General features: G+C 30.2%; 23 protein-coding genes and 1 other annotated feature. Of the genes, 22 read left to right on the forward strand and 1 reads right to left on the reverse strand.

The genetic code is table 11. The features are described from left to right. Nucleotides 1-211 precede the first annotated feature (211 nt). The 21 genes from BUB36_RS02485 to phoU all read left to right on the forward strand — a co-directional run bounded on the left by BUB36_RS02485 (nucleotide 212) and on the right by phoU (nucleotide 20,783). Nucleotides 212-760 (forward strand): hypothetical protein, encoded by a 549-nt coding sequence (locus tag BUB36_RS02485; protein ID WP_073146810.1) that lies wholly within the window; start codon nucleotides 212-214, stop codon nucleotides 758-760. Nucleotides 761-839: 79 nt separating this feature from the next. Further along, on the forward strand, nucleotides 840-1,322 hold the full coding sequence (locus tag BUB36_RS02490) for a DUF4330 domain-containing protein (protein ID WP_073146811.1): 483 nt from the start codon (nucleotides 840-842) through the stop codon (nucleotides 1,320-1,322). Nucleotides 1,323-1,364: 42 nt separating this feature from the next. Then, complete coding sequence (locus tag BUB36_RS02495) at nucleotides 1,365-1,895, forward strand: hypothetical protein (protein ID WP_073146812.1); 531 nt, start codon at nucleotides 1,365-1,367, stop codon at nucleotides 1,893-1,895. A gap of 156 nt (nucleotides 1,896-2,051) precedes the next feature. Beyond that, entirely contained in the window at nucleotides 2,052-3,371 is a 1,320-nt protein-coding gene (locus BUB36_RS02500; protein WP_073146813.1) for an O-antigen ligase family protein, read from the forward strand. Nucleotides 3,372-3,530: 159 nt separating this feature from the next. Then, nucleotides 3,531-4,655: a glycosyltransferase gene (locus BUB36_RS02505; RefSeq protein ID WP_073146814.1), complete on the forward strand. Its 1,125-nt coding sequence runs from the start codon at nucleotides 3,531-3,533 to the stop codon at nucleotides 4,653-4,655. 4 nt (nucleotides 4,656-4,659) lie between these two features. After that, nucleotides 4,660-5,157: a DUF4330 domain-containing protein gene (locus BUB36_RS02510; RefSeq protein WP_073146815.1), complete on the forward strand. Its 498-nt coding sequence runs from the start codon at nucleotides 4,660-4,662 to the stop codon at nucleotides 5,155-5,157. Between the two features lie 23 nt (nucleotides 5,158-5,180). Next, a complete protein-coding gene (gene csaB / locus BUB36_RS02515) occupies nucleotides 5,181-6,263 on the forward strand; it encodes a polysaccharide pyruvyl transferase CsaB (protein ID WP_073146816.1) in 1,083 nt (360 codons plus the stop codon). Nucleotides 6,264-6,276: 13 nt separating this feature from the next. Next, nucleotides 6,277-7,011 carry a WecB/TagA/CpsF family glycosyltransferase gene (locus BUB36_RS02520; protein WP_073146817.1) on the forward strand — a complete coding sequence of 245 codons (735 nt, stop codon included), beginning with the start codon at nucleotides 6,277-6,279 and terminating at the stop codon, nucleotides 7,009-7,011. 180 nt (nucleotides 7,012-7,191) lie between these two features. Next, nucleotides 7,192-8,058 carry a YitT family protein gene (locus tag BUB36_RS02525; protein ID WP_073146818.1) on the forward strand — a complete coding sequence of 289 codons (867 nt, stop codon included), beginning with the start codon at nucleotides 7,192-7,194 and terminating at the stop codon, nucleotides 8,056-8,058. Between the two features lie 173 nt (nucleotides 8,059-8,231). Further along, entirely contained in the window at nucleotides 8,232-9,056 is an 825-nt protein-coding gene (locus BUB36_RS02530) for a transketolase (protein ID WP_073146819.1), read from the forward strand. Next, nucleotides 9,056-9,994 carry a transketolase family protein gene (locus tag BUB36_RS02535; RefSeq protein WP_073146820.1) on the forward strand — a complete coding sequence of 313 codons (939 nt, stop codon included), beginning with the start codon at nucleotides 9,056-9,058 and terminating at the stop codon, nucleotides 9,992-9,994. The genes BUB36_RS02530 and BUB36_RS02535 overlap by 1 nt, the downstream gene beginning before the upstream one ends. Before the next feature lie 128 nt (nucleotides 9,995-10,122). Next, entirely contained in the window at nucleotides 10,123-10,623 is a 501-nt protein-coding gene (locus tag BUB36_RS02540) for a protease complex subunit PrcB family protein (protein ID WP_084111619.1), read from the forward strand. Nucleotides 10,624-10,734: 111 nt separating this feature from the next. After that, nucleotides 10,735-11,910 (forward strand): LysM peptidoglycan-binding domain-containing protein, encoded by a 1,176-nt coding sequence (locus tag BUB36_RS02545; RefSeq protein ID WP_073146821.1) that lies wholly within the window; start codon nucleotides 10,735-10,737, stop codon nucleotides 11,908-11,910. Nucleotides 11,911-12,168: 258 nt separating this feature from the next. After that, nucleotides 12,169-12,425 (forward strand) — a binding site (T-box leader). 477 nt (nucleotides 12,426-12,902) lie between these two features. Beyond that, the gene (locus tag BUB36_RS02550) at nucleotides 12,903-13,139 is read left to right on the forward strand and encodes an ACT domain-containing protein (protein ID WP_073146822.1); all 237 of its coding nucleotides are present in this window, start codon (nucleotides 12,903-12,905) and stop codon (nucleotides 13,137-13,139) included. Between the two features lie 17 nt (nucleotides 13,140-13,156). After that, complete coding sequence (ilvC, locus tag BUB36_RS02555) at nucleotides 13,157-14,152, forward strand: ketol-acid reductoisomerase (protein ID WP_073146823.1); 996 nt, start codon at nucleotides 13,157-13,159, stop codon at nucleotides 14,150-14,152. Nucleotides 14,153-14,381: 229 nt separating this feature from the next. Further along, a complete protein-coding gene (ilvB, locus tag BUB36_RS02560) occupies nucleotides 14,382-16,037 on the forward strand; it encodes a biosynthetic-type acetolactate synthase large subunit (protein ID WP_073146824.1) in 1,656 nt (551 codons plus the stop codon). Between the two features lie 500 nt (nucleotides 16,038-16,537). Then, complete coding sequence (locus tag BUB36_RS02565) at nucleotides 16,538-17,521, forward strand: PstS family phosphate ABC transporter substrate-binding protein (RefSeq protein ID WP_073146884.1); 984 nt, start codon at nucleotides 16,538-16,540, stop codon at nucleotides 17,519-17,521. 65 nt (nucleotides 17,522-17,586) lie between these two features. Continuing rightward, nucleotides 17,587-18,465, forward strand: a complete 879-nt coding sequence (pstC, locus tag BUB36_RS02570; RefSeq protein WP_207550742.1) for a phosphate ABC transporter permease subunit PstC — start codon at nucleotides 17,587-17,589, stop codon at nucleotides 18,463-18,465. Beyond that, nucleotides 18,465-19,319 carry a phosphate ABC transporter permease PstA gene (gene pstA / locus BUB36_RS02575; protein WP_073146826.1) on the forward strand — a complete coding sequence of 285 codons (855 nt, stop codon included), beginning with the start codon at nucleotides 18,465-18,467 and terminating at the stop codon, nucleotides 19,317-19,319. Before pstC ends, pstA begins: the two co-directional genes overlap by 1 nt. Nucleotides 19,320-19,331: 12 nt before the next feature. Continuing rightward, entirely contained in the window at nucleotides 19,332-20,087 is a 756-nt protein-coding gene (gene pstB, locus BUB36_RS02580) for a phosphate ABC transporter ATP-binding protein PstB (RefSeq protein ID WP_073146827.1), read from the forward strand. A gap of 42 nt (nucleotides 20,088-20,129) precedes the next feature. Further along, nucleotides 20,130-20,783, forward strand: a complete 654-nt coding sequence (phoU, locus tag BUB36_RS02585) for a phosphate signaling complex protein PhoU (protein ID WP_073146828.1) — start codon at nucleotides 20,130-20,132, stop codon at nucleotides 20,781-20,783. 265 nt (nucleotides 20,784-21,048) lie between these two features. Here phoU and BUB36_RS02590 read toward each other — a convergent pair whose 3' ends face one another. Then, nucleotides 21,049-21,879, reverse strand: coding sequence for a methyl-accepting chemotaxis protein (locus BUB36_RS02590; RefSeq protein ID WP_084111615.1), 831 nt, complete (start codon nucleotides 21,877-21,879; stop codon nucleotides 21,049-21,051). Nucleotides 21,880-22,364: 485 nt separating this feature from the next. Between BUB36_RS02590 and BUB36_RS02595 the strand changes: the two genes are divergently transcribed. Beyond that, on the forward strand, nucleotides 22,365-24,782 hold the full coding sequence (locus tag BUB36_RS02595; protein ID WP_073146829.1) for a Lon protease family protein: 2,418 nt from the start codon (nucleotides 22,365-22,367) through the stop codon (nucleotides 24,780-24,782). The last annotated feature ends 146 nt before the right edge of the window (nucleotides 24,783-24,928 follow it).

Raw genomic sequence — 24,928 nt, forward strand, 5'->3', positions numbered from 1 at the left:
CTTATTAGAAAGACTCTAGTACTTGCAGCTTGGAACTTGTAACTAAAATGAGCCCTACGGGCGCCTTTGTCCAACATAAATTAAAGTCTTTACTTAAATTCCTATAATAATAAATTTGTAATATATTTATTTGAAGTATTTATGTTAAAATGTAAATGGACGAAATAATAACCAAATCATATATCTAAATAATATAATTAGGAGGAAAAGTATGAATATAAAAAGAATAAAAAATTTCTCATTAATATTCTTTACTGTAACTATTTTAGTTGGAAGTTTTTCTATAATCAATGGAGTGGGGCTTATGGGACCAGGTTCTGAAGATGATCCTATAGTAACCCTTAGTTATGTTGAAAAGAGAATAGAGCAAATTAAATATTACATAAATCAAAATATTGAAACTATAAATAACAGTTCGGTGGGAATGAATTCTCAATTGCAGGAGCTTAAAGCTAAGGTTGAACAATTGAATAATACATCTACAGCAGAATCCCAGGATAAATATCGAGTTGTTTTTGTAAAGGCTGGAAGCACAATAATGTTTGGGGAAAGTAGCGAAGTAATTTGGCGTTCTGGAAAGGCAGCAGTTATAGCTAGTCAGAACGGAGGTCTTTCAGATGTTACAACTGGAGTAGACCTTACTGAAGGAGTAGAAATACCCCTTAATCATCTACTGATAATTCCAAGAAATGATGGAAGAGGAGCCTCAGTAACAGTTGATTCATATGTTATGATAAAGGGTGCATACACTATTCAATAGCCTATTTATAAAAGGGTGTATAACAAATAAAACTTTCTATTTTTTTTTAGATGCTTTAAATTAAGGAGGAATAAGTATAATGTTTATTGATTCTAAAGGAAAATTATTTGGAATGATTAATATAATAGATTTAACTGTAATATTATTCATTGGTATTTTAATAGCAGGGGGAGCATATAAGCTTAGCAGTTTAAAAAATATGTCCATTGAAGATCAAAAACAGATAAGTGTTACTATAGAATTTGAAGAAGAAACTAAAGGGCTTGTTGATGCTATAAAAGAAGGAGATATCTTATTTGATTCAGTTAGAGGTACTGAATTTGGTAGAGTGATTGGAAAAAATATAAAACCCCATCAAGAATTAGTTATAAATAAGGATGGCAAAGTAGAATATAAGGAGATACCAGAATCTTTTGATGGACAGATTAAGCTTAATTCAATGGCTTTTATTGATGAAGATGGGATTTTAATTGCTACAAAACCCATATATATTGGATCTGAAATAAGATTAAAGTCAAATATGTATGTATTTGATTGCAAGGTTTCAAATATAGAATATTAGATATAACTTTTAGTTTTATTGTCTAATTTAGGAGTTGATATTGTGCAGCATAGTATAATTGTGAGATTTTTTAGGAAGATTCTTGAGATTACTAAGCATTACTATAAATTTAGCTTTACAAGGAAAATGTTAAATAAAATTTCTATAGATATTAGAAATATTTTTATTAATAGTATGATTTATAGATTATTAACCAAAGAAAAGAGCAGTTATCTCAAGTTTTTTGAATTTTCACTAATAAAGAGAACAGAGGATATAATACAAAGAATTTTAAAACTATTACATCCATTATATTGCAAAGGGGTACAAGGAAGCATTGCTTTAAAAATTGAAGCCAATATTAAAAAGGACAACAAACGAAGCATAATGGAATTAATTACATTTGCGATTATTGGTACAGTTTTAGCCTTTAATTTATTTGGCTTTATTAATAAAAATATTTATGTTTTTCAATTATATATAAGTGCAGTAATTCTTATTTTAGCAACAAATATATACTTTATGGATATATATAATCTATATAAAAATAGCCTTATTAAAAAAATAGTAGATAGTTTTTTTGAATTCGAGTAAAATAAGAAGAATTTTTTAACAATTATATTAATAAAATTATAAAATTCATCTAGATTTCTAAGATAATACTTGAAAACTTGCAACATGGAACCAAGAAATTATAACTAAAAATGCGTTATTGGACGTTTTTGCCTATATAGCTGAGGAGTGATATTTATGAATGAAGAGAAGGCTTCTTCAAGGTATAGATGGATTGGTCTTGGGATAGGTTTAAGTATAGGAACTATAGCCTATTTTTTTGGAGTTTTAGAAACTGTAAAGTTTATTATGGCTTTAATCATTCTAAGAGTGATAATTAAAAAACCTACATATGGTATGATTTTATATATTTTAAGCATTCCATTTGTTTCAGATGTAAATACATTGCTAATTGGGATAGTTGTAATTGCTTCATATTGTATTGACTTTATAAGGACAGATAGCTTTAAATTTAAGTTTACACCAGCAAATTTCTTTATATTTCTATTTGCTATTATTATTGCAATAAACACTTTTTTATCTATTACTCCTAAAGGCAGCCTTAGAGACTTTGCTATTCATTTAGTTTCAATTGGCATAGTATTTGTACTAATACATAGTAAGAAAAGTAAAAAAGAGATATACCTATTAAGTGTAGTTTTCACATTGACTGCAGTAATAGTTTCTATTTATGGATTTTATCAATTTTTTCATGGTGTTCCCATGGGAAGCGGTTGGATTGATGTTTCTCAAAATCCGGATATTAAAATAAGAGTTTTTGCAACCTTTGAGAATCCAAACCTTTTAGCAGAGTATTTAATAATGGTATTGCCAATATCTATTGGTTTAATCCTTTATAGTAAAAATAAATTTACTAAAATTTGCTTTTCCATAGGTGCCTTGATTATTTTTGTATGCGATTTATTAACATATTCAAGAGGTAGTTGGATTGGATTTGCTTTTAGCATAATTGTGTTCATTTTGTTGACTGATTTTAAAAAACTCGCACTTTTTATCCCTGTAGGTATTGGATCTTTATTTTTAATGCCCGATTCTGTACTTAACAGAATTAGCACAATCGGGAGCTTGCAAGACAGTTCTAATTTTTATCGTTTTAATGTATGGAATATGGCTATTGATATTTTAAAGGATTACTGGTTTTCAGGTATTGGAGTTGGTTATATTGCATTTAGAAAAATTTCTCCTTTTTATATAAAGACCATGTCACCATATCATACCCATAATACCTATTTACAAATAGCGATAGAACTTGGTATTGTAGGTGTTATTGTGTTCTTGCTACTAGTATTGTTTATATTTAAAATGGGAATTAATTCGATTATAAATGGTGAAGATAAATTTATAAAAATTTCTACAGCTTCTTATATAGCTTCTTTATGTGCCATATTAGTACATGGAATGGCAGAACATGTGTTTTTTAATCCCAAAATAATTTTAGTATTCTGGCTTATAGTTGGAATGAATTTAAGTATCTATAGGGTATATAAAGAAGTATAAATTAAGGATGTCTAATACTTGCTAATATATAGGATTTAAATAGTAAAACTTAATTTATAAATGTGCAAATACCCAGCGTTTCTGGGCGTTTTGGACATGTATAAATTAAAGTCTTTACTTAAATTTCTATAAAAGAAATAACTAAAGAGGATGATATGAATGAATGTTTTATTAGCTTCAATGGCTTTAGATATTGGAGGAGCAGAAACACATGTTGTTGGGTTAGCAAAGGAATTAAAAAAAATGGGGTATGGGCCAGTAATAGTTTCTGCTGGAGGTATTTATGTAAAAGAATTGATAGAAGAAAATATTCCTCATTATAAAGCACCTTTAAATAAAAAGGATTTTAGGAGTATTTTCACATCAATACAAACATTAAAATATGCTATTAGAAAAGAAAAAATTGATATTATCCATGCCCATGGAAGGATTCCAGCTTTAAATAGCAAAATTGTTTCTTTAATGGAAAATATTCCATTTATGACTACGGTTCATGCAAAATTTAAAGCTTCTTTAATTTACAAACATACTACATTTTTGGGGAAAGAAGTTATATCTATAAGTGAAGATATCAAGAATCATCTAATAGATAAATTTAATGCAGATCCCAAAACAATAACTATAATACCCAATGGAATAGATATTAATAAATTTAATCCAAATATAAATGCTTTAAACCTAAAAAGCGAGTTAAAACTTAAAAAGGATACTATGAAGATTGCATATATAAGTAGAATCTCAGGACCTTTAGCAACATTAGTTAAAATGGTTATTGAAGCTGGAAAAGAATTATACAAGGATATGGAAAAAGTAGAAATTATTATTGCTGGTGATGGAGATGATTTTAAGGAAATATCTGAATATGCTTATAAAATAAATGAAGAGTGCAATAGTGATTTTATTCATATTCTGGGAAAAAGAACAGATATTCCTGAAATTTTATCAATAGCAGACTTAGCTATTTGTGTGTCAAGGTCTGCTTTAGAAGCTATGGCTTGTGAAAAACCTGTGATATTAGCAGGTGGAGAGGGCTATATGGGTTTATTGACGGAAAACAATATGGAAGCTGCAATATTAAATAATTTTACTGGCAGAACGTCCAGTGAAGAATTAACTGTAGATAAGCTTAAAAAAGAGATATTAACTATACTAGATTCTTGTAACAAAGAAAAGAGAGATAGGTTAGGACAACTTGGTAGAAGGATTGTTATAGATCAATTTTCAATTAAATCAATGACTGAAAGAACTATAGAAATATATAATAAGCTGCTAAAAGGAGTGTAGGAAAGTGAAAATAATCGATGAAAAAGGAAGAATATTTGGATTAATAAACTATCTAGATTTGATGGTACTCTTAATTGTTGCATTATTGGCAGGAAAATTTTTTGTTTTAGACAATGATGAAAATGCAAAGGAGCTTTTACAATCTCAATCTAATAAAGAAATTTTACTTACCTACTATATTAAAGGAATTAAAGAAATTTCTGTAAATAGCGTAAAGGAAGGAGATGTGTTTAGAGACGTCGAAACAGGTAGCATTTTAGGTGAGGTTGTGAAGAAGGAAGTAGCCAATTCCCAAATACAGACAACGGATACAGAAGGTAATGTTATATATAGCATTATACCTGATAGATATGATTTGATACTTACCCTTAAAAGCAAAGGAAATGTTACTGAAACAGACAGGGATATTAAGGTGTCAAATGTAGATGTTCAAATAGGTCGGTCGATGTTAATTGAAAGTAAATTAATTAGATTTATGGCGGTAATTTATGGAATAGAATAGAATTCCTTGAAAGGAAGAACTTTATGAAAAATGTATTTATTTTTGGATACTATGGTTTTAAAAATCTGGGAGACGAAGCTATTTTATCTTCTATTGTAAAAATGATAAAAGAAAAGCATTCAGGATTAGAAATATCTGCTCTCTCATATAATGTAAAGTATACTAAAAGTACTCATAAGATTAATGGTGTAAGCAGAAACAGTATTAAGGATATTTTCAATGCTATTAGGAAATCAGATTTAGTTATTAGTGGTGGTGGTTCATTATTGCAGGATGCCACCAGCAGCCGTTCTCTTATTTATTATTTAGCAATTATAAGTATAGCAAAATTATTAAAAAAACCAGTTCTATTTTTTTGTAATGGTTTTGGACCTATCAAAAAAAGTTTAAATAAATATTTAGCTAGCAAAGTAATCAATAAAGTAGATAAAATAGTTTTAAGGGACTTGCAGTCAAAAAAGTTGATGGAAGAAATAGGTATAACAAAACCAATAGAAGTAACTACAGATGCTACATTTTGCCTAAATAGTGTAAATGAAAAAAGAGTAAAAGAGATTATAAAAAATGAAAATATTCCCCATGACAAACCTTTAGTAGGAGTTTCAGTTAGACCTTGGAAAATAGGACAAAACTTCATAAATACTATGGCAAAATTTGGAGACTATGTTATAAGTCAAGGATTAAATGTAGTATTTATACCTATGCAGGCTTCAAAGGATGAAGAAATATCTAAAAGAATAATTAATCATATGGATAACAGAGCTTATATACTGAAAAATGAATATACTCCTGAGGAAATGCTAGGCATAATAGGAGTATTAGATATTTTAGTTGCCATGAGATTACATGCTTTAATATTTGCTGCAATAAAGGAAATTCCTATGATAGGATTAGAATATGATCCAAAGGTGCAATCTTTTTTAGATATTGTAGATCAAAAAAATGGAGGGAAAGTGGAAACATTAGATTTTTTAAACCTATGTATTGAATTTGACAATATATTAAAGGATAGATATAATGAATCTCAAAAACTCCATGATAGAGTTGAAAAACTGAAAAAAAATTCAAAAATAAATTATGATATTTTAGGAAAAATGTTAAAGTAAAGCAGGTGTAATAATGAGAAAAACAACAAAAATATATGGTTCTCCAATTGATATAGTAACTATGGAAAGTGCCTTTGAAAGATTTAAGCAACTATTAGATAGATCAGCTTTTTCATTTATTTGTACTCCAAATACAGAAATTATAATGTCTGCTAGAAATGATGAGAAACTTATTGAAGCTCTTAAATCCTCTGATATGAATATACCTGATGGGATAGGACTTATTATTGCTTCAAAAATACATAAATTAGGTCTTATTACAAGGGTAACGGGTATAGATTTAATGGGTGAAATTTTAAAATTTTGCAATTATTCTAGAAAGTCTATATATATACTTGGAGGGAAACCAGGAGTTGCTGAAATGGCAGTCTATAATATTAAAGAAAAGTTTCCTAATATTGATGTCAAGGGATATAGACATGGATATTTTAAAAAAGAAGAAGAAAAGGATATTATAGAAAATATAAATAATCTATCTCCTGATATATTGTTTGTTGCATTAGGAGTGCCTAAACAGGAGATGTTTATGTATGGATATAGAAAAGACTTGAATGTCAAGGTTGCTTTAGGAGTGGGAGGTTGTGTAGATATTTGGGCTGGAACTACTAAAAGAGCACCAAAAATTTTCAGAATACTTGGATTAGAATGGTTTTATAGGCTTATAAAAGAACCTTGGAGGTTTAAGAGAATGATGGTGCTTCCTAAATTTATGTTTCAAGTGCTTACTAGTAAAGATATTAGTAACTAAAGATTGTTGAAAATAAACAAAAAAGATACAAGGTTATTTCTTGTATCTTTTTTGTTTATTATTTCCATAATAATGATGTAAAAATATTTTATTTAAAAACTAACTTAACTATGTTATAATGACTGTTGTGTAATAAAGATGCGTATTTTTTAAATTCCTAGAATAAAAAAGGAGATATATATGAAAGGTAGATGGTATAAATTATTATTTGACTATCTAAGCATTACTTTAGGAGCTTTTTTGATGGCAGTAGGTTTATTATTTTTTTTAGAGCCTAACACAATAGCACCAGGAGGTGTAACAGGGCTTGCAATTGTTATTCAGAAAGTTAGTGGAATACCCATAGATGTAACTAATCTAGCCATAAATATCCCATTGTTTATATTGGGAATAATTGTTTTGGGAGGAGCATTTGGAGCGAAAACTGCCTATGGAACAGGTATGCTTTCACTTTTTATAAGAATTTTAATTATAGCTTTTGGTAGCAATATTAAGGCTACAAATGATCTTTTATTAGCTTCCATATTTGGAGGAGTAATATTAGGGATAGGAATAGGACTTGTATTTATAACTGGTGGAACTACAGGAGGTACTGATTTAGCAGGTGCTATATTAAACAAATACATACCCAATCTAAGCACAGCTAAGCTAATGATGATAATAGACCTTATTATTGTTGCTAGTGCTGGGGTAGTAAACAAAAATATTGAGACCTCTCTATATTCAATAATTGCATTATATATACTAGTTAAAGTTGCGGATTTTATAGTAGAAGGTCTCAATTATTCAAAGGCATTCTATATAATAACTGATTATTCTGAAGAAATAAGTAAAGAGATTTTTAGAGAATTAGATAGAGGAGCTACATCGTTAAAGGGCAAAGGGATGTATACAGGAAAAGATAGAGATGTACTGTTATGTGTTGTTAACAGGGCACAGGTAGCTAAGCTGAAAAAGATTGTTTACTCTATAGATAATAAAGCATTTATAATGGTAACAACTATACATGAAGTTTTAGGAGAAGGATTTGCTGAAATTAATAAATAAAAGCTGAAGTTAACTATTTGTACTAGCTTATATTACAGGAGCTTTGAATATATTCTTTTATTTTTCTTTATATTTAAGGAGTAGTTATATTTGAAAATTTAGGTATTGAGTCATTTTTTGTGGTATTATCATTCAAAAAATGATTGGAAAAATAATTAACAGGAGGTAGTTTTATGAAGGTTCAATATAAAGAACTTGAAAAAAAGGCCACACAAATCAGAAAAGACATAATAGAGATGATTAATGCAGCAGGATCAGGTCATCCTGGTGGGTCATTATCTGCAGCAGACATATTAACAGTTTTATATTTTGAAAGGATGAATATTGATCCACAAAATATTAAGCTTGAAAATAGGGATAAATTCGTTTTATCAAAAGGTCATGCTGCACCAGTATTATATGCTGCTCTTGCAAGAAGAGGTTTTTTTTCACCCGATGAATTGCTAAATTTAAGAAAAGCTGGAAGTATGCTTCAAGGACATCCAGATATGAAGGGTATTCCAGGTGTAGAAATGTCAACTGGTTCCCTTGGACAAGGATTTTCTACTTCGATTGGTATGGCACTAGCTTCAAAGTTAGATAAAAAAGATAATAGAATATATGTATTACTAGGTGATGGAGAAATAAATGAAGGATTAGTTTGGGAAGCTGCTATGGCTGCTGCCCATTATAAGTTAGATAATCTTACAGCAATTTTAGACTATAATGGACTTCAAATTGATGGGAAAAATGAAGATGTAATGAGCACAAAGCCCATAGATGAAAAATGGCGAAGCTTTGGTTGGAATGTCATTGAAATTGACGGTCATAATTTTGAAGAAATAATCAATGCCTTCAATGAAGCTGAAAGAGTTAAAGAAAAGCCAACAATGATTATTGCAAAAACTATAAAGGGTAAGGGAGTTTCATTTATGGAAAATGAAGTTTCTTGGCATGGAACTGCTCCAAAGGATGAAGATAAAGAAAAGGCACTTAAAGAGCTTGGAGGTGAACAATAATGACAAAAAAGATAGCCACTCGTGAGACATATGGTGACGTTCTTATTAAACTTGGAAGAAATAACGAAAATATAGTTGTTCTTGATGCAGACTTATCAAAATCCACCAAAACCCATGGGTTTTCAAAGGAGTTTCCAAATAGATTTTTCAATATGGGTATAGCCGAGCAAAACCTTATGGGAACTGCTGCTGGGCTTGCAGCTTCTGGTAAAATACCCTTTGCAAGTACATTTGCTGTATTTGCAGCAGGTAGAGCCTTTGAGATTATAAGAAATTCAATTTGTTATCCTAAATTAAATGTTAAAGTATGTGCTACCCATGCGGGAATTACTGTAGGTGAAGATGGAGCTTCTCATCAAGCAATTGAGGACTTGGCTATTATGAGAGCATTGCCCAACATGACTGTACTAAATCCTGCAGATGCAGTATCAGCTGAAGCTCTTTTAAAGGAAGCTGCAATGTACAATGGACCTGTATATGTGAGATTAGGTCGTGCTAAAGTGCCAGTAATATACGATGAAAATAATACAAAATTTTCCATTGGCAAAGGTATCGAAGTAAAGGAAGGTAATGATATAGCAATTATTGCTACAGGAATAATGGTGGATGTTGCTTTAAAAGCTGCTGAAGAACTTTCAAAGCAAGGTATTTCTGCAAGAATTATTGATATACATACAATAAAACCTATTGATAGAGAAATTATTATTAAGACAGCTAAGGAAACTAAAGGAATAATAACTGCTGAAGAACACAATATTATTGGAGGATTAGGTAGTGCAGTTGCAGAGGTTCTTGTAGAAAACTATCCAGCTCCTTTAAAAAGAATAGGCATTAATGATACCTTTGGTGAGTCAGGCAAACCTGATGAATTGATGAAAAAATATGGATTAACAGCAGAAAATATAGTAGAAAAGGCTAAAGAAATTTTAGGGAAATAGAGACTTAAGGGTTATACCCTTAAGTTTTTTAATTTATGATGTATATTATTTAGTATGGAATATTTGTACCCTCTATTGAATAGTATTTAATATATTGAAGGATGCCAAGTGAAGGGGGAATAATGCAAATGGAATCTAATACAAAAAAATCTAATATTAAATCTAATAATGGTATAAAGAGATTCTTAAATATTAAATCTCTAATAATTCTACTGATAGCTATAATGATTATGATAAGTGTGAGTATGGCAGTAAAACATTTTATTAATGATGATAAAGAAGTTAAATTTAGAGTTCTTAATGACAAAGAAATACCAGAAAAGATAAAAGAAATATTACCTAGATATCAAAATTTAGAAAGAGCTTTAGCATGTAAGGTTAATGGTGAAATCTTTGTTGTGGTAACAAGAGGAGAAAAGCCTACAGGGGGATATACTGTTGAAATAGATAAAATAAAGAAAATAGATGAAGGAGAAGATAAATTCAAGCTAGTTGTTTATGCTAAATTTACAGATCCAAAACCAGGAGAGGTTGTAACAGAGGCTATTACATATCCATATATAATTACTAAAACTAATTTGAAGGAATTACCCTATAGAATTGAATTAAAAACAAGATTTGAAGATTAGAATGGCGACCATAAAGGGTCGCTATATTTTTTCCATTTATTACTCAAAGGGGAAAATCGAAAAATGTCGAATATAATTTTGGTAAGCTTAATTCTTATAAGGAGGATTGAAATGAACATAAAAAAAATAATTATTGGTGGAATAATTGGATTAACCTTAATGTCGCAAAATGGTATTAATGCTTTTGCAGATACAATTTCTTATCAAGTGAGGAGTGGAGATACTTATTGGAAAATAAGTGAGAGATATTCTATTGATTTAAATGAACTTCTTAGTGAAAATTCAGCTAATAGTAATTCTTATCTAAATGTTGGACAAACTATAGAGCTTCCCTTTAATCCATATGATAAGTTGCTGTATAAAGCAGTTTGGGGAGATACATATTGGAAAGTAAGTGAAAAATTTAATGTTGATATTAATAAGCTACTAGAGGCAAATCATGCAGATTCACAAACTATGATAAATGTAGATGATATACTAATTATACCTGTAAAAAATATTTATAGAACCCACATAGTTGAAGCGGGAGAAACCTATTGGAAAATAAGTCAAAAATATTCTGTAGATATAAATGAATTATTAAAGATAAATAATGCAAATGAATATAGTGAACTTTTTGTAGGGCAGAAAATATTGATACCTGATGGAGCTTCATCAGAATCTGAGTATTCAACTCAAGAGAATGATGATGAAGCCTATGTAACATATACCTATTATACAGTTCAAAAAGGCGATGATTTCTGGAAAATTTCTATAAAATTTGGTATACCTCAATATGAATTGATTAAAGTAAATAATATGACTGAAAATACTATATTGTATATTGGAGATGTAATAAAGATTCCTGTTCATAATGTACCAGTGAAGAATACTCTAGGAGAAAAATATGGGGAATATTTAGATTGGTGGACTGAAGCACAATATGTAATACCTATAGGAAAGGTATTTAAAGTTAGAGATTTTTATACTGGTAAAGAATGGACAATGAAAAGGACTGTAGGTGCTAATCATGCTGACTGTGAACCCTTAACAAAATATGATTCAGCAGTTATGAAAGAGGTTTGGGGTGGGGATTACAGCTGGAAAACTAGACCTGTAATTATAATAGTTGATGGAAGAAAAATAGCAGCATCCGCATCTGCTATGCCCCATGATATACAATATATCTATGATAATGGTGTAACGGGACACATGGATATACACTTTGCAAATAGTACAAGACATAAGGATGGAAAAATTGATTATGATCATCAGTATAATATAAAAATATCTGCTGGATTAAAATAAAAGTGTCATAAATTCGTAGAAGCTTTTTTATTTATATAGGAATCTAAGTAAAGACTTTAATTTATACATGTCCAAAATGCCCAGAAGCATTGCATATTTGCACATGTATAAATTAAGTTTTACTATGTAAATTCTATATAATAAAATTAATTCAAATATAAAAAAATTGTACGATAAAAAATAATTTAGAAAATTCAAAATTAATGTTGACTTATATGTATAAGGGTAGTATAATTTTCATAAATATTCAATATAGTATAAAAAGTATTGATAGAGAGAAAGATATCTAAACTTTAACTACAGAGAGCCAGGTTTGCTGAGAACTGGTGTTAATGAAGATATGTAATGATCACTCTTGAACTACCTGATTGAAAGGGTTCATCCAAGTAGATTAGGTCGGGTGCTACCGTTATATAGCTAAGGTTCAAGGAATAATTCTTCGACCTGAATGGAGAGTCAATTAGTTTTTAATTGAAACTAGGGTGGTACCGCGAGAATAGTCTCTCGTCCCTAAGATAAGCTTTTGTTGTCTTAGGGATGGGAGATTTTTTATTTGGAGACATTAAAATTTTTTCTAGTATCAAATTAATATTGTCATACTAAAAAGTATTGATCCAAAATAATAAAGGGAGGTGAATAGTGGATAGATAATTAAAGTTTTATTTATAGAAGTCAAAGAAGAATAAAAAAGGAGTCAATAGAAAAAAATTTTTACTATGTGTTATAAAAAAGATAAAAAAAGCTAACAGACTTAATCTATAATCTATTAGCTAATAAAAAAATTATATACTTCAATCTAATAATTAGACATTAAAAGACTATATCCTTCTTTTTATATCAATATAATTATGGAAATTATTGTGATGACCATTATTTATATAAATATGACTTCCTACATAAAATCCTTTGCTTCTTTTTTACTTAAGGCATTAAATTGTTTTTAAAAAATGAAAATTAGTAAAATAAAAATGATTTTAAGGAGTTGAATTAATTTGGATAAAAAATTGTTGTGTAGAGTCGATAGTGGCTTAGAAGCATTGATTAGAGTTGTAGGTCTTTTAAAAAGAAAAAGATTTGATATAAGAAGTGTAAATTTGGAAGAAATAGAAAATTCACAGTATTCAAACTTGGAAATAACATTAAAGGATGGATTAGAGCATGGTATAAAACAAGCAATAAATCAAATGGAGAAACTTGTAAATGTATACGATATAAGAGAAATCAATTAAAATAGGGGGAATTTAAAATGGCAAAAATGTACTATAATAATGATGCAAATTTAGAATTGTTAAAGGATAAAAAGGTAGCAGTTATTGGTTTTGGAAGTCAAGGTCACGCCCACGCATTAAATCTAAAGGAAAGTGGAGTAGACGTAGTTGTAGGACTGTATAAAGAAAGTAAATCATGGAGTAAAGCACAGGAGCAAGGACTAGAGGTTTTAGAAGTAGCAGAAGCTGCTAAAGCCAGTGATATAGTTATGATTTTAGTTCCAGATGAGCATCAAAAAAAGGTTTATGCAGAGCATATAGTAAAAAATTTAGAAGAAGGCAATGCATTAGTATTTGCCCATGGTTTCAATATTCACTTTAGTCAAATAGTTCCACCAGAGTATGTAGATGTATTTATGGTGGCCCCAAAGGGTCCAGGACATTTGGTTAGAAGGGTATACTCAGAAGGCAAAGGAGTACCTGCATTATTAGCTGTTTACCAAGATTATACTGGTAATGCTAAGGAATTAGCTTTAGCCTATGCAAAGGGAATAGGTGCAACAAGAGCAGGAGTTCTTGAGACAACATTTAAGGAAGAAACTGAAACAGACTTATTTGGTGAACAATGTGTTTTATGCGGTGGTGCAACAGAGTTAATAAAGGCGGGATTTGATACCTTGGTAGAGGCAGGATATCAACCAGAAATAGCTTACTTTGAATGTTTACATGAAATGAAGCTGATTGTAGATCTTCTATATGAAGGCGGATTTGAAAAAATGAGATATAGTATTAGCGATACTGCTGAATATGGGGACTACATGATTGGAAGACGAATGATAACTGAAGAAACAAGAAAGGAAATGAAGAAAGTTTTAGAGGAAATTCAAACAGGTCAGTTTGCAAAAGATTGGTTATCTGAAAATACCATGAATAGACCAGTATTTAATGCTGTTAAAAGAAGAGAACTTGAACATCCTATAGTAGAGGTTGGAAAGAATCTAAGAAGTATGATGGAATGGATAGAAAAAAAATAAGGTAACCTAATATGCTTTCTATCATGGGGGTTTTAATATTTCCTTTTCGTTCATGTAATAAACCTGTTTTTTTATATGACTTCAATGAAAAAACAGGTTTATAAAAATTACTCAAAAGAAATATTAAAACCCCCTAAGAAATCTTGAAAGCTGAAAATTTATTTACTAGCTTAGAAAGTTAAAATATATTAAAAAACACTCAATATTTACTCCGAAAGAAGGTGAAATTATGAAGCTTAGTGGAGCACAAATTGTATTAGAATGTTTAAAGGAACAGAATGTTGATACGATTTTTGGATATCCAGGCGGAGCAGTTATTCCATTATATAATGCTTTGTATGATAATTTTGATAGCTTTACCCATATATTAACGGCCCATGAGCAGGGAGCTGTTCATGGAGCTGATGGTTATGCACGTTCTACTGGAAAAGTAGGGGTATGCTTTGCTACATCAGGTCCAGGAGCAACAAATACTATTACGGGAATAGCTACAGCTTATTTAGATTCTGTGCCCTTGGTTGTATTTACTGGGCAGGTACCGAGATCCTTACTTGGGAAGGATTCTTTTCAAGAAGTTGATATTACTGGAATTTCATTACCTATTACAAAGCATAACTATTTAGTAGAAGATGTGAATGACTTGGCAGACATAATTAGAGAGGCATTTTATACTGCTAAAAAAGGAAGACCAGGACCAGTACTGATAGATATACCTAAGGATATTTTTTTAGATGAAGCAGAGTATGATATCAAAGATAATAGGACTCAGGATTTTCCTATAGATGATATTGATAAGGAAATCTTAGAAAAAGCAGCCCAGACCATTAATAAATCCTTAAGACCAGTTATATATGCAGGGGGAGGAGTTGTTATGGCAGATGCTGCTGAAGAATTATACGAATTTGCTAAAAAGGCAAATATACCTGTAGTAAATACATTGATGGGGCTTGGAAGTTATCCAACATCAAAATCTTTATTTCTAGGATTAGTAGGAATGCATGGCTTAAAGCAAGCTAATTTGGCGGTGACAAATAGTGATTTAATTATTGCTGTTGGAGCTAGATTTAGTGATAGAGTAGTGGGAAATGTGAATAAATTCGCACCGCAAGCTGGGGTTATTCATATAGATATAGACAAAACAGAAATAAATAAAAATAAGAAGGCTGATTTATCTATAATTGGAGATGTTAAGCATATTTTGGGAAGCTTAATTAAAAATATTAACTTTAAAGATCGAAGTGAATGGTTAAATAAAATAGAAGGATGGAAATCTAAATCTAGTATAAATAATGAGAGATTTATACCTAAAAATATATTAGAAAAAATATGTGAAGCATTAGATGATGATACAATAGTTGTAACCGATACAGGGCAGCATCAAATGTGGACGGCTCAATATTGGAAATTTTCTAGACCTAGAAGTTTTTTGTCTTCTGGAGGGTTAGGAACCATGGGATATGGACTTGGAGCAGCTATTGGAGCACAGATAGCTAATCCAGAAAGACGAGTATTGCATATCACAGGCGATGGAAGCTTTAGAATGAATTGTAATGAATTGGCTACCGTTACAAAATACAAGCTTCCAACAATAACATTGCTCCTAAATAATAATGCTCTTGGAATGGTAAGGCAATGGCAGAAACTATTTCAAAATGAAAGGTATTCTGAAACGGATATAGGACAAGAAGTTGATTATGTTAAACTGGCTGATGCATATGGAATTGATGGCTATAGTGTTAATAATTTAAAAGGTTTAGAAGAAGTAATATGCAAAGTATTAAAATCAAGAAAGGCAGCTGTTATTGAATGTAAAATAGATAAAGATTTATGTGTATATCCTATGGTACCTGCTGGAAAACCTATAGATAATATAATTGAAAATTAAGATTTATATCTAAAAAATTGGAATCCTTGTGATAGGATTCTTTTTTTCTTGGAAATAGTATTAAAAACAAATTTTTCAATATGCAATTAAATTATAAGTTGTTTTATCTACTGCAAAAACAAATACATATCAAATTTAACAAAAATATATCATCTACAATAATTTACATGAAATTAATTAGAATTTAACAGTAATTTTAGATAATGATATTGAATAGAAATAGTTGGGATAAAATGCGTAGAAATAAATACGATGTTCTATAATGAAAATGGATGAAGAAGTAAATAATATTATAAATGACATGCCCAATAACTTGATTAAAAGATTACAGAAATTCAAAATTAACAATGTTAATTATGCAAGTTTATCAAGTAAGAAGTACTTGTTTAACATGGAATTAACAATCAGTTAACAATGTGATAACAATAAAAAAGAATAATAATGTTATTTTATTATTGTATAAAACATTCAATTTTTTAAATGTTGGAGGGAGAATGAAAATGAATTTATTAAAAAATAGTAAGTTATTAGCTTTATTACTGATTTTAAGCTTAGCATTATCACTTTTGGCAGGGTGTGGGGAACAAGCTACGGGAAAAAAAGATGGAGACAGTTCGGAGCAAGTAAACGACCAAGAATCTAATAAATTATCAGGTTCAGTAGTAATAGATGGATCAAGTACAGTATTTCCTATAACTGAGGCTGTTGCAGAAGAGTTCCAAAAATCAAATCCAGATGTAAGAGTTACTGTAGGCGTATCTGGGACAGGCGGTGGATTTAAAAAGTTTCTTGTAAAAGAAACAGATATAAATGATGCATCAAGACCAATAAAAGAGAAAGAAATAAAAATTGCACAAGAGAATGAAATAAAATATGAGGAAGTTAAAGTTGCATATGATGGGTTGTCTGTTTTAGTAAATCCTCAGAATGATTGGGTTGATTATTTAACTGTTGAAGAATTGAAGATGATTTGGAATAAGGATAGCAAGGTTAAAACATGGAAAGATGTAAGACCAGAATGGCCGGATGAAGAAATCAAGCTTTATGGACCAGGTTCAGACTCAGGAACATTTGATTATTTTACTGAAGAGATTAATGGCGAAGGTGGAAATATAAGACCAGACTATACAGCAAGTGAAGATGATAATGTTTTAGTTACAGGTATTGCTGGTGATAAGTATGCACTAGGTTTCTTTGGATATGCGTACTATGTTGAAAATACTGATAAAATTAAAGCAGTAGCCATTGATGGCGGAAATGGACCAGTTGCTCCAACAAGTGAAACAATAGAAAATGGAACATATATCCCTCTTTCTAGACCGATATTCATATATGTAAATATTGAAGCTTTAGAAAGACCTGAAGTAAAGGCATTTGTAGAATATTACTTAACTGAAGGAAAAGAAGTAATTCCGGATGTTGGTTATGTAAAGCTTCCACAGAATCTATATGATGAATCTTTATCAAAATTAGGATTAAAATAGAATAATAACACTTGTAATAAAAGGGCATAAAGTGCCCTTTTATCGGCATGTTTAGGAGGATAGAAATGAGCAAAAAAATAAGAGAGGGACTTATAAAGAAAATTTTATTTATTTTTGGCTCTGTATCGATATTAATAACAATTAGCATATTTGCAACACTTTTAAGTGAAAGCTTAATATTTTTCCAAAAAGTACCCATATTAAATTTTTTGTTTGGAACAAAATGGACTCCTCTTTTTAAGCCACAGAATTTTGGGGTACTTCCATTAGTAGCAGGGACCTTTTTAATAGTTATATTTTCTTCACTAATATCTTTACCAATAGGACTATTGAGTGCGATATATTTAAGCGAATATTCCCATATGAAAGTTCGTAAAATAGTAAAGCCATTTATTGAGATTCTTGCAGGGATACCTTCTATAGTTTATGGATATTTTGCACTTACCACAATTACGCCAATTATTAGGAAATTTTATCCTGATACTAGTATTTATAATGCTTTAAGTGCTTCTATAGCAGTTGGAATTATGACTATTCCTATGGTTTTATCATTAAGTGAAGATTCAATGAGGGCAGTACCAAAAAGTTTAAGAGAAGGAGCATATGCTCTAGGATTAACGAAACTTGAGGTTGTCTTTGGAGTTGTTATTCCAGCATCATTTTCAGGAATAGTTGCTTCTTTTATCTTAGCTATATCAAGGGCTATAGGAGAGACGATGATTGTTGCATTAGCTGCTGGTGCTACCCCAAAGCTAACATTAAATCCCCTTGAAAGTATCCAGACTATGACGGGTTTTATAGTACAGATAAGTCAAGGAGATGTTGTTCAAGGGACTATAGAAGCACATAGTCTATTTGCTGTAGCAATGCTACTTTTTGTAATCACATTGACAATGAATCTTCTTTCAAAGCTTATAGTTAACAGGTTTAAGGAGGATTACTAATGAGTTTAGCAAGAAGAAAAAAAATAAATACTATCTTTCATGTTATTTTAGTGGCTTGTATCTTATTTAGTTTGATTGTTCTAATAATTTTATTTACAGATATTTTAAAAAAGGGATTCCCATTTTTGAATATTGATTTTTTAACAAAGTACTCATCAAGATTTCCCAAAAAATCTGGAATTAGGGCTGGTTTATTTGGATCACTATGGATAATAATTACTACTGTAATAATAGCCTTTCCATTAGGGGTAAGCGGTGCTATCTATCTTGAAGAATACGCACCCAAAAATAGATTTACTAGCTTAATTAAAATTAATATAAGTAATCTAGCAGGGGTTCCATCAATTGTATATGGTATACTTGGTTTATCTTTGTTTGTTAGGACTTTGAAATTTGGAAGAACAATTTTGTCTGCATCCTTAACTATGGCGTTATTAATATTACCAATAATTATTGTTTCATCCCAAGAGGCTTTAAAAACAGTCCCTAAAGATTTGAAGGAAGCATCCTATGGCTTAGGAGCAACTAAATGGGAAACTATTACTGGTGTAATATTACCATATTCTATGCCAGGAATATTAACAGGAACTATATTAGCTATTTCAAGGGCAATAGGAGAAGCTGCACCTTTAGTTGTTGTTGGAGGAGCTGCAGCTATATGGTTTACTCCTAAGGGATTGATGGATGAATTTACTACACTGCCATTGCAAATCTTCACTTGGGCTTCAAAGCCACAGGCTGACTTTCAATTAGTTGCTGCAGCAGGAATTACAGTATTGCTACTGGTACTAATATTTATCAATCTTACTGCTATACTTTTAAGAAATAAATATCAAGACAGAATGAAAATGTAGGGAGGTTTCTAAATGTCTACTAAAATAAAAGTCAGAAATTTAAACTTTTACTATGGAGAATTTAAAGCTTTAATGGATATAAATTTAGATATAAAAGAAAGACAAGTAACTGCTTTAATAGGTCCATCAGGATGTGGAAAATCTACTTTTTTAAGAACTTTAAATAGAATGAATGATTTGATTGAAGAAACTAAAGTTAAAGGAGAAATAACTTTAGATGGAGAAAATATCTATTCAAAAAAAATCGAAGTGGAAGAACTAAGAAAGAGAGTGGGAATGGTATTTCAAAAACCAAATCCTTTCCCAAAATCTATTTATGAAAATATTGTGTATGGGCCTAAAAGACATGGAATAAAAAATAAGAAAAAGTTAGATGAAATTGTTGAAAAAAGTTTACGTGGAGCTGCTCTTTGGGATGAAGTATATGATAGATTACACAAATCTGCTTGGGATTTATCAGGAGGTCAACAGCAAAGATTATGTATTGCTAGGGCTATAGCAATGGAACCAGAAGTGATTTTAATGGACGAACCTACTTCTGCTTTAGACCCTATAGCTACATCAAGGATAGAAAATTTGATTGACTCCCTTAAGAAAGATTATACAATTGTCATTGTAACCCATTCTATGCAGCAGGCAGCTAGGATTTCTGACAATACAGCATTTTTTCTAATGGGTGAATTAGTTGAATTTGATGAGACTAGTAAGATATTTACAACACCACAGGATAAAAGAACGGAAGATTATATTACTGGTAGGTTTGGGTAAAATGACATAATATATTAAAATATATCCAAGGAGGTTATGGGATTGGTTAGAGAAAGTTTTGAGGCTTCATTAAATTTACTTAAGGAAGACGTTGTTAAAATGATGGAAGGTGTAGAAGAATTAGTTATAAAATCTGTTGATTCACTTGTAAATAGAGACGTTGAATTGGCAAGAGAAGTTATAGAGCTAGATGATAATATTGATGAAATGCAGAATAACATTGAGGAAAAGACTATAGAACTTATTGCACTTCAGCAACCTATGGCAAAGGATTTAAGAATCATCTTTTCCATATCTAAAATAATAACTGATATTGAGAGAGTGGGAGATTTTTGTGTAAATATATCAAAGGAAACTATAAAAATAGGTAATGAACCCCTTATAAAACCTTTAATAGATATTCCTAAAATGAGGGATATCATTTTAGCTATGCTTAGAAACTCAAAAACTAGCTTTATGAATGAAGATTCAAAATTGGCCTATAGGGTGGGAAAAGAAGATGAGTTAATTGATAATTTATACAAAGATATTTATACTGAAATACTAATGATGATACATTCTGATTCTAAAAATATAAACCAAGGTACAAAGCTTTTATTCGTCGGAAGATACTTAGAAAGAATGGCAGACCACATAACTAATATATGTGAAAGAATTATTTATATAGTTGATGGAGAAAATGTAGAGATAAACTAGATTACTCTGGGGTAGTTTTTTGAAGGTCGAGATTAAGATTAAGTTTGAGATTGAGAGCTATGATCGTATCTCTTTAGAAGAAAAACAAAAGATAAAAGCTACTTTCTAATTGATAGTAGCTTTTATCTTTTGTTTTATATAGCTCCGAATTAATTGTTTTTAGACCTAGAGGGTACTGGCCAAAGTTTTCAACCTATACATAATAGAATTGACCCTTAACGGAATCTTAACCTCAATCTAACGAAGTGATGAAAGCAGCTTTGTTCTACAAATCTTTTGCCAAATCTGCTAAGAGTTGAGTTGTAGAATTAAGCTCTTCAATTGATGCTACAATTTGCTGAGTTGTCCCTGCTTGAATCTTAGTAATAGAAGTTGTTTCGTCAACAGTTGAAGACATATCATCAACAGATATTTTTATATTGTCTAAAATAGCCTTTATATTACTTACTGCTTTTTTTGTTTCATCAGAAAGTTTTCTTATCTCCTCAGCAACAACAGAGAAACCTCGACCATGTTCTCCAGCCCTTGCTGCTTCAATGGCGGCATTCAAACCAAGCATATTAGTTTGTTCAGATATACCTTTTATGTATTGTAAAATATTATCGGTTTGATTTACTTGTTTTTTTGTTTTTTGACTTTTGCTAGATATATCATGGGATGCTTTTGCAATTTTATTGGCACCTAATGAAATTTCATCTATGCTTGCAGTTATTTGCTGTAAAGCTAATGCAAGATTTTGAGCAACATCATTCAGATTATTTTGTTTTTTCAAACTTTTACCAATGCCAATACTTCCTATACAATTACCATTATGATCTCGTATTGGAACCGTTATACCTTTAAAAGGTATTCCAAAGGCTTCTTTTGGAACAATTCTCACTATTTTTTTGTTGTTTTTAATGCAGTCATACATAACATCCCCAGGGTTTAAAGGGGAACCTTCCTTATCTTGTATGTCAAGCTCATATCCTTTTATATATTTTAATATGGTTTTAGTGTCAGATATAGATACTATAACATCTTCATCTAATATATGCTTCATATATTTTCCAACTTCCATAAAAGAATCAATAATTTTTTTGTTTGTGTTTTCCACAAACTCAACTCCTTCCCATTTAGTTCTATTATGATAATTATATAATAAAAAATAAGGGAGATGGACGTAATTTGTTAAGTATTTAAAAAAATTCAAAAATTATTATAGAAATAATTGGAATAAAATTTTTATAGCTACAATAAATTTTTTTAGATTTATAACAAATATTATAGATATTCCAGTAAAACAGTTAATTTATACATATCAAAAATCTTTAAAAAGCCTGAATATTTTGACATGTATAAGGAAATTAAATGTAAATTATCACTAGTAAAAGTTTAGAAGCAGAAATTAAGGGTTTTAGATCTAAAAATAAGACTTTAAAAATTGGAATATGGAGTTTGTAACTAAAACACATTATCAGACGCCTTTAACCTATTGTAAAACTTAGAAAATTGAAATCTGGTGAATACATGTAAATATATAGGGGTATAAATAAACAAAATATTCATAAAAAACAGTAAATTGGAAAGGGGAGTATGGGTATGCAAGAAAAACTTAGGCTGCCTTATAATATGTTAAAGAAAGAGTGCAATACAGAATGTTTTGAATTTAATAGTACTGCAGATTTAACTCCACTTCAAGGTATTATTGGGCAAGAAAGAGCTTCAAAGGCATTAGACTTCGGTCTGTCCATAAAAAAGAAGGGATATAATATTTTTGTATCTGGGCAAAGTGGCACTGGTAGAAATAGTTATGTAAAATTAATAACAGAGGAAAAGGCATCGAAAAAAAAAGTTCCAGATGATTGGGTATATGTATATAATTTCAAAAATCCCCACAGCCCCATGGCATTAAATCTTAATACTGGTCAGGGTAAGGAACTAGTAAAGGATATGGAAGATACAATTACTAAGCTTAAAAAGGAAATAGAGAATGCTTTTACTAGTAAAGACTACGAGAATATGAGAAGTGTCTTTATACAACAATATCAAAGTATATCTCAACAGATTATTAATGATTTAAACAAAGTTGCAGCAGAATATGATTTTAGATTTACACTTACAGAAAAGGGATTGATTAGTGTACCTCTTAGAGATGGCAAGCCCATGAGTGAAGCAGACTATAGTAGTCTTTCTCCTGAAGAATTTGAGATATTAAAGGAAAAGAGTAATAAATTAAGCCTAGAATCAGTTGATGTATTAAATAAGCTGAGGGAAATTGAAGAGGAATACAGGGATAAAATTAAAGAATTAGATATTGAAACAGCAACTAAAGTTGTTGATTTTTACATAGAAAAGCTAAAGACAAAATTTAATTATAATGATAAGATAATAGAATATTTTGATATGTTAAAGGAGGACATCATAGAACATATTGATAGATTTAAAAAAGATAATAGTTTAGCAATGGATAATCCATTAGCAATGTTTCAAATTAAGTCTAGTCAAGGATTTTTTGATAGATATAAAGTAAATCTTTTTATAGATAATAGTGAAAAGAAGTGTGCCCCTGTTATTATTGAATCTAATCCAACTTATTATAATTTAGTAGGAAGCGTAGAATATAAAAACGAAATGGGTGTCATGAAAACAGATTTTACCCAAATAAAACCAGGAGCTTTACATGAAGCAAATGGAGGATACTTAATTTTACAGGCTAAGGATGTACTTACAAATCCTTTTGCATGGAATGGACTTAAAAGGGCACTAATTACAGGAGAAATAAATATAGAAGGATTAGGTAATCAATTTGGATATGTAGTAACAGCTTCATTAAGACCACAGCCAATACCAATTAATTTGAAAGTGATATTAATAGGAGATCCATATACATATTATCTATTGTATAACTATGATGAACAATTTAAGAAGCTTTTTAAAATAATGTCAGATTTTGATATAGAGATGACTAGAGATAAAGAAAACATGCTTAAAATGGCTAGATTTATTGCTGCTCATTGTGAAAAGGAAGATATAAGACATTTTGATTATGAAGCAGTCGGAAGAGTTATAGAATATAGCTCAAGATTAGCAGCAAATCAAAAAAAGCTAAGTTCAAGATTTAATCAAATTGTTGAGCTTCTATATGAGGCTGATAGCTGGGCTGAAGTAGATGAAAGTGATTTAGTAAGACTTAAACATGTTGAAAAGGCAATATCAGAGAAAATATTTAGAAACAATAAATATGAAGAAAAGGTTCTTGAAATGTTTAAGGAAGGAGATTACCTATTAGATGTTGAAGGAGAAAAAATTGGAGAAATAAATGGCTTAGCTGTTACAGGAACAGGAGAATATAGCTTTGGAAAACCTAGCAAGATTACAGTTTCAACCTATAGGGGAAAGGCTGGGATAATTAATATAGAAAGAGAAGCTAAAACTAGTGGTAAAATACACGATAAGGGAGTCATGATAATAAGCGGATATTTAGGGTATAAATATGCTCAAGAAAAACCCTTGGCTTTATCAGCTAGTATAGTATTTGAACAACTCTATTCTGGGGTTGATGGGGACAGTGCTTCTAGTACAGAACTTTATGCAATTCTCTCTAGTATATCCAAGGTTCCAATAAAACAATATATAGCTGTAACAGGTTCTGTTAATCAACGAGGAGAGATTCAACCTATTGGGGGAGTAAACGAAAAAATTGAAGGCTTTTTCAAGGTGTGCAAATTAAAGGGATTAACTGGCAAACAGGGAGTTATGATACCACACCAAAATGTTAAAAATCTAATGTTAAGTAATGAGGTTATTGAAGCAGTTAAAGAAGGAAAGTTTCATATTTATGCAGTGAAAACAATTGATGAAGGAATAGAAATATTAACGGGGATACCTGCTGGACAAAAGGATGAAAAAGGAGAATATCCTAGAGGAACAATTCATTATAAAATCACTGAAACTCTTAATAAATATGCAAAGGCTGCGGAAAAAGAAGAAACAAATAATGCTAAAGAAGAAAAATAGAGAATTGAGGGAGTTGCTTAATTCATTACAAATATTACAAAATCTTAAATCAAATATTAAATCTTAAAGACAATAACGTCTTTAAGATTTTTTTCTGCTTAAGTTGATTTATAATTATAATAGAATACAGAAAAATAGTCAAAAAA

Origin of the sequence: Paramaledivibacter caminithermalis DSM 15212, from assembly GCF_900142245.1 — a bacterium.
GTDB lineage: Bacteria > Bacillota > Clostridia > Peptostreptococcales > Caminicellaceae > Paramaledivibacter > Paramaledivibacter caminithermalis.

Coding starts and splice junctions, on each gene's coding strand:
- BUB36_RS02485 (WP_073146810.1), top strand. CDS start 212: ATGAATATAAAAAGAATAAAAAATTTCTCATTAATATTCTTTACTGTA.
- BUB36_RS02490 (WP_073146811.1), top strand. CDS start 840: ATGTTTATTGATTCTAAAGGAAAATTATTTGGAATGATTAATATAATA.
- BUB36_RS02500 (WP_073146813.1), top strand. CDS start 2,052: ATGAATGAAGAGAAGGCTTCTTCAAGGTATAGATGGATTGGTCTTGGG.
- BUB36_RS02505 (WP_073146814.1), top strand. CDS start 3,531: ATGAATGTTTTATTAGCTTCAATGGCTTTAGATATTGGAGGAGCAGAA.
- csaB (WP_073146816.1), top strand. CDS start 5,181: ATGAAAAATGTATTTATTTTTGGATACTATGGTTTTAAAAATCTGGGA.
- BUB36_RS02520 (WP_073146817.1), top strand. CDS start 6,277: ATGAGAAAAACAACAAAAATATATGGTTCTCCAATTGATATAGTAACT.
- BUB36_RS02525 (WP_073146818.1), top strand. CDS start 7,192: ATGAAAGGTAGATGGTATAAATTATTATTTGACTATCTAAGCATTACT.
- BUB36_RS02530 (WP_073146819.1), top strand. CDS start 8,232: ATGAAGGTTCAATATAAAGAACTTGAAAAAAAGGCCACACAAATCAGA.
- BUB36_RS02535 (WP_073146820.1), top strand. CDS start 9,056: ATGACAAAAAAGATAGCCACTCGTGAGACATATGGTGACGTTCTTATT.
- BUB36_RS02540 (WP_084111619.1), top strand. CDS start 10,123: ATGGAATCTAATACAAAAAAATCTAATATTAAATCTAATAATGGTATA.
- BUB36_RS02545 (WP_073146821.1), top strand. CDS start 10,735: ATGAACATAAAAAAAATAATTATTGGTGGAATAATTGGATTAACCTTA.
- ilvC (WP_073146823.1), top strand. CDS start 13,157: ATGGCAAAAATGTACTATAATAATGATGCAAATTTAGAATTGTTAAAG.
- ilvB (WP_073146824.1), top strand. CDS start 14,382: ATGAAGCTTAGTGGAGCACAAATTGTATTAGAATGTTTAAAGGAACAG.
- BUB36_RS02565 (WP_073146884.1), top strand. CDS start 16,538: ATGAATTTATTAAAAAATAGTAAGTTATTAGCTTTATTACTGATTTTA.
- pstC (WP_207550742.1), top strand. CDS start 17,587: ATGAGCAAAAAAATAAGAGAGGGACTTATAAAGAAAATTTTATTTATT.
- pstA (WP_073146826.1), top strand. CDS start 18,465: ATGAGTTTAGCAAGAAGAAAAAAAATAAATACTATCTTTCATGTTATT.
- pstB (WP_073146827.1), top strand. CDS start 19,332: ATGTCTACTAAAATAAAAGTCAGAAATTTAAACTTTTACTATGGAGAA.
- BUB36_RS02595 (WP_073146829.1), top strand. CDS start 22,365: ATGCAAGAAAAACTTAGGCTGCCTTATAATATGTTAAAGAAAGAGTGC.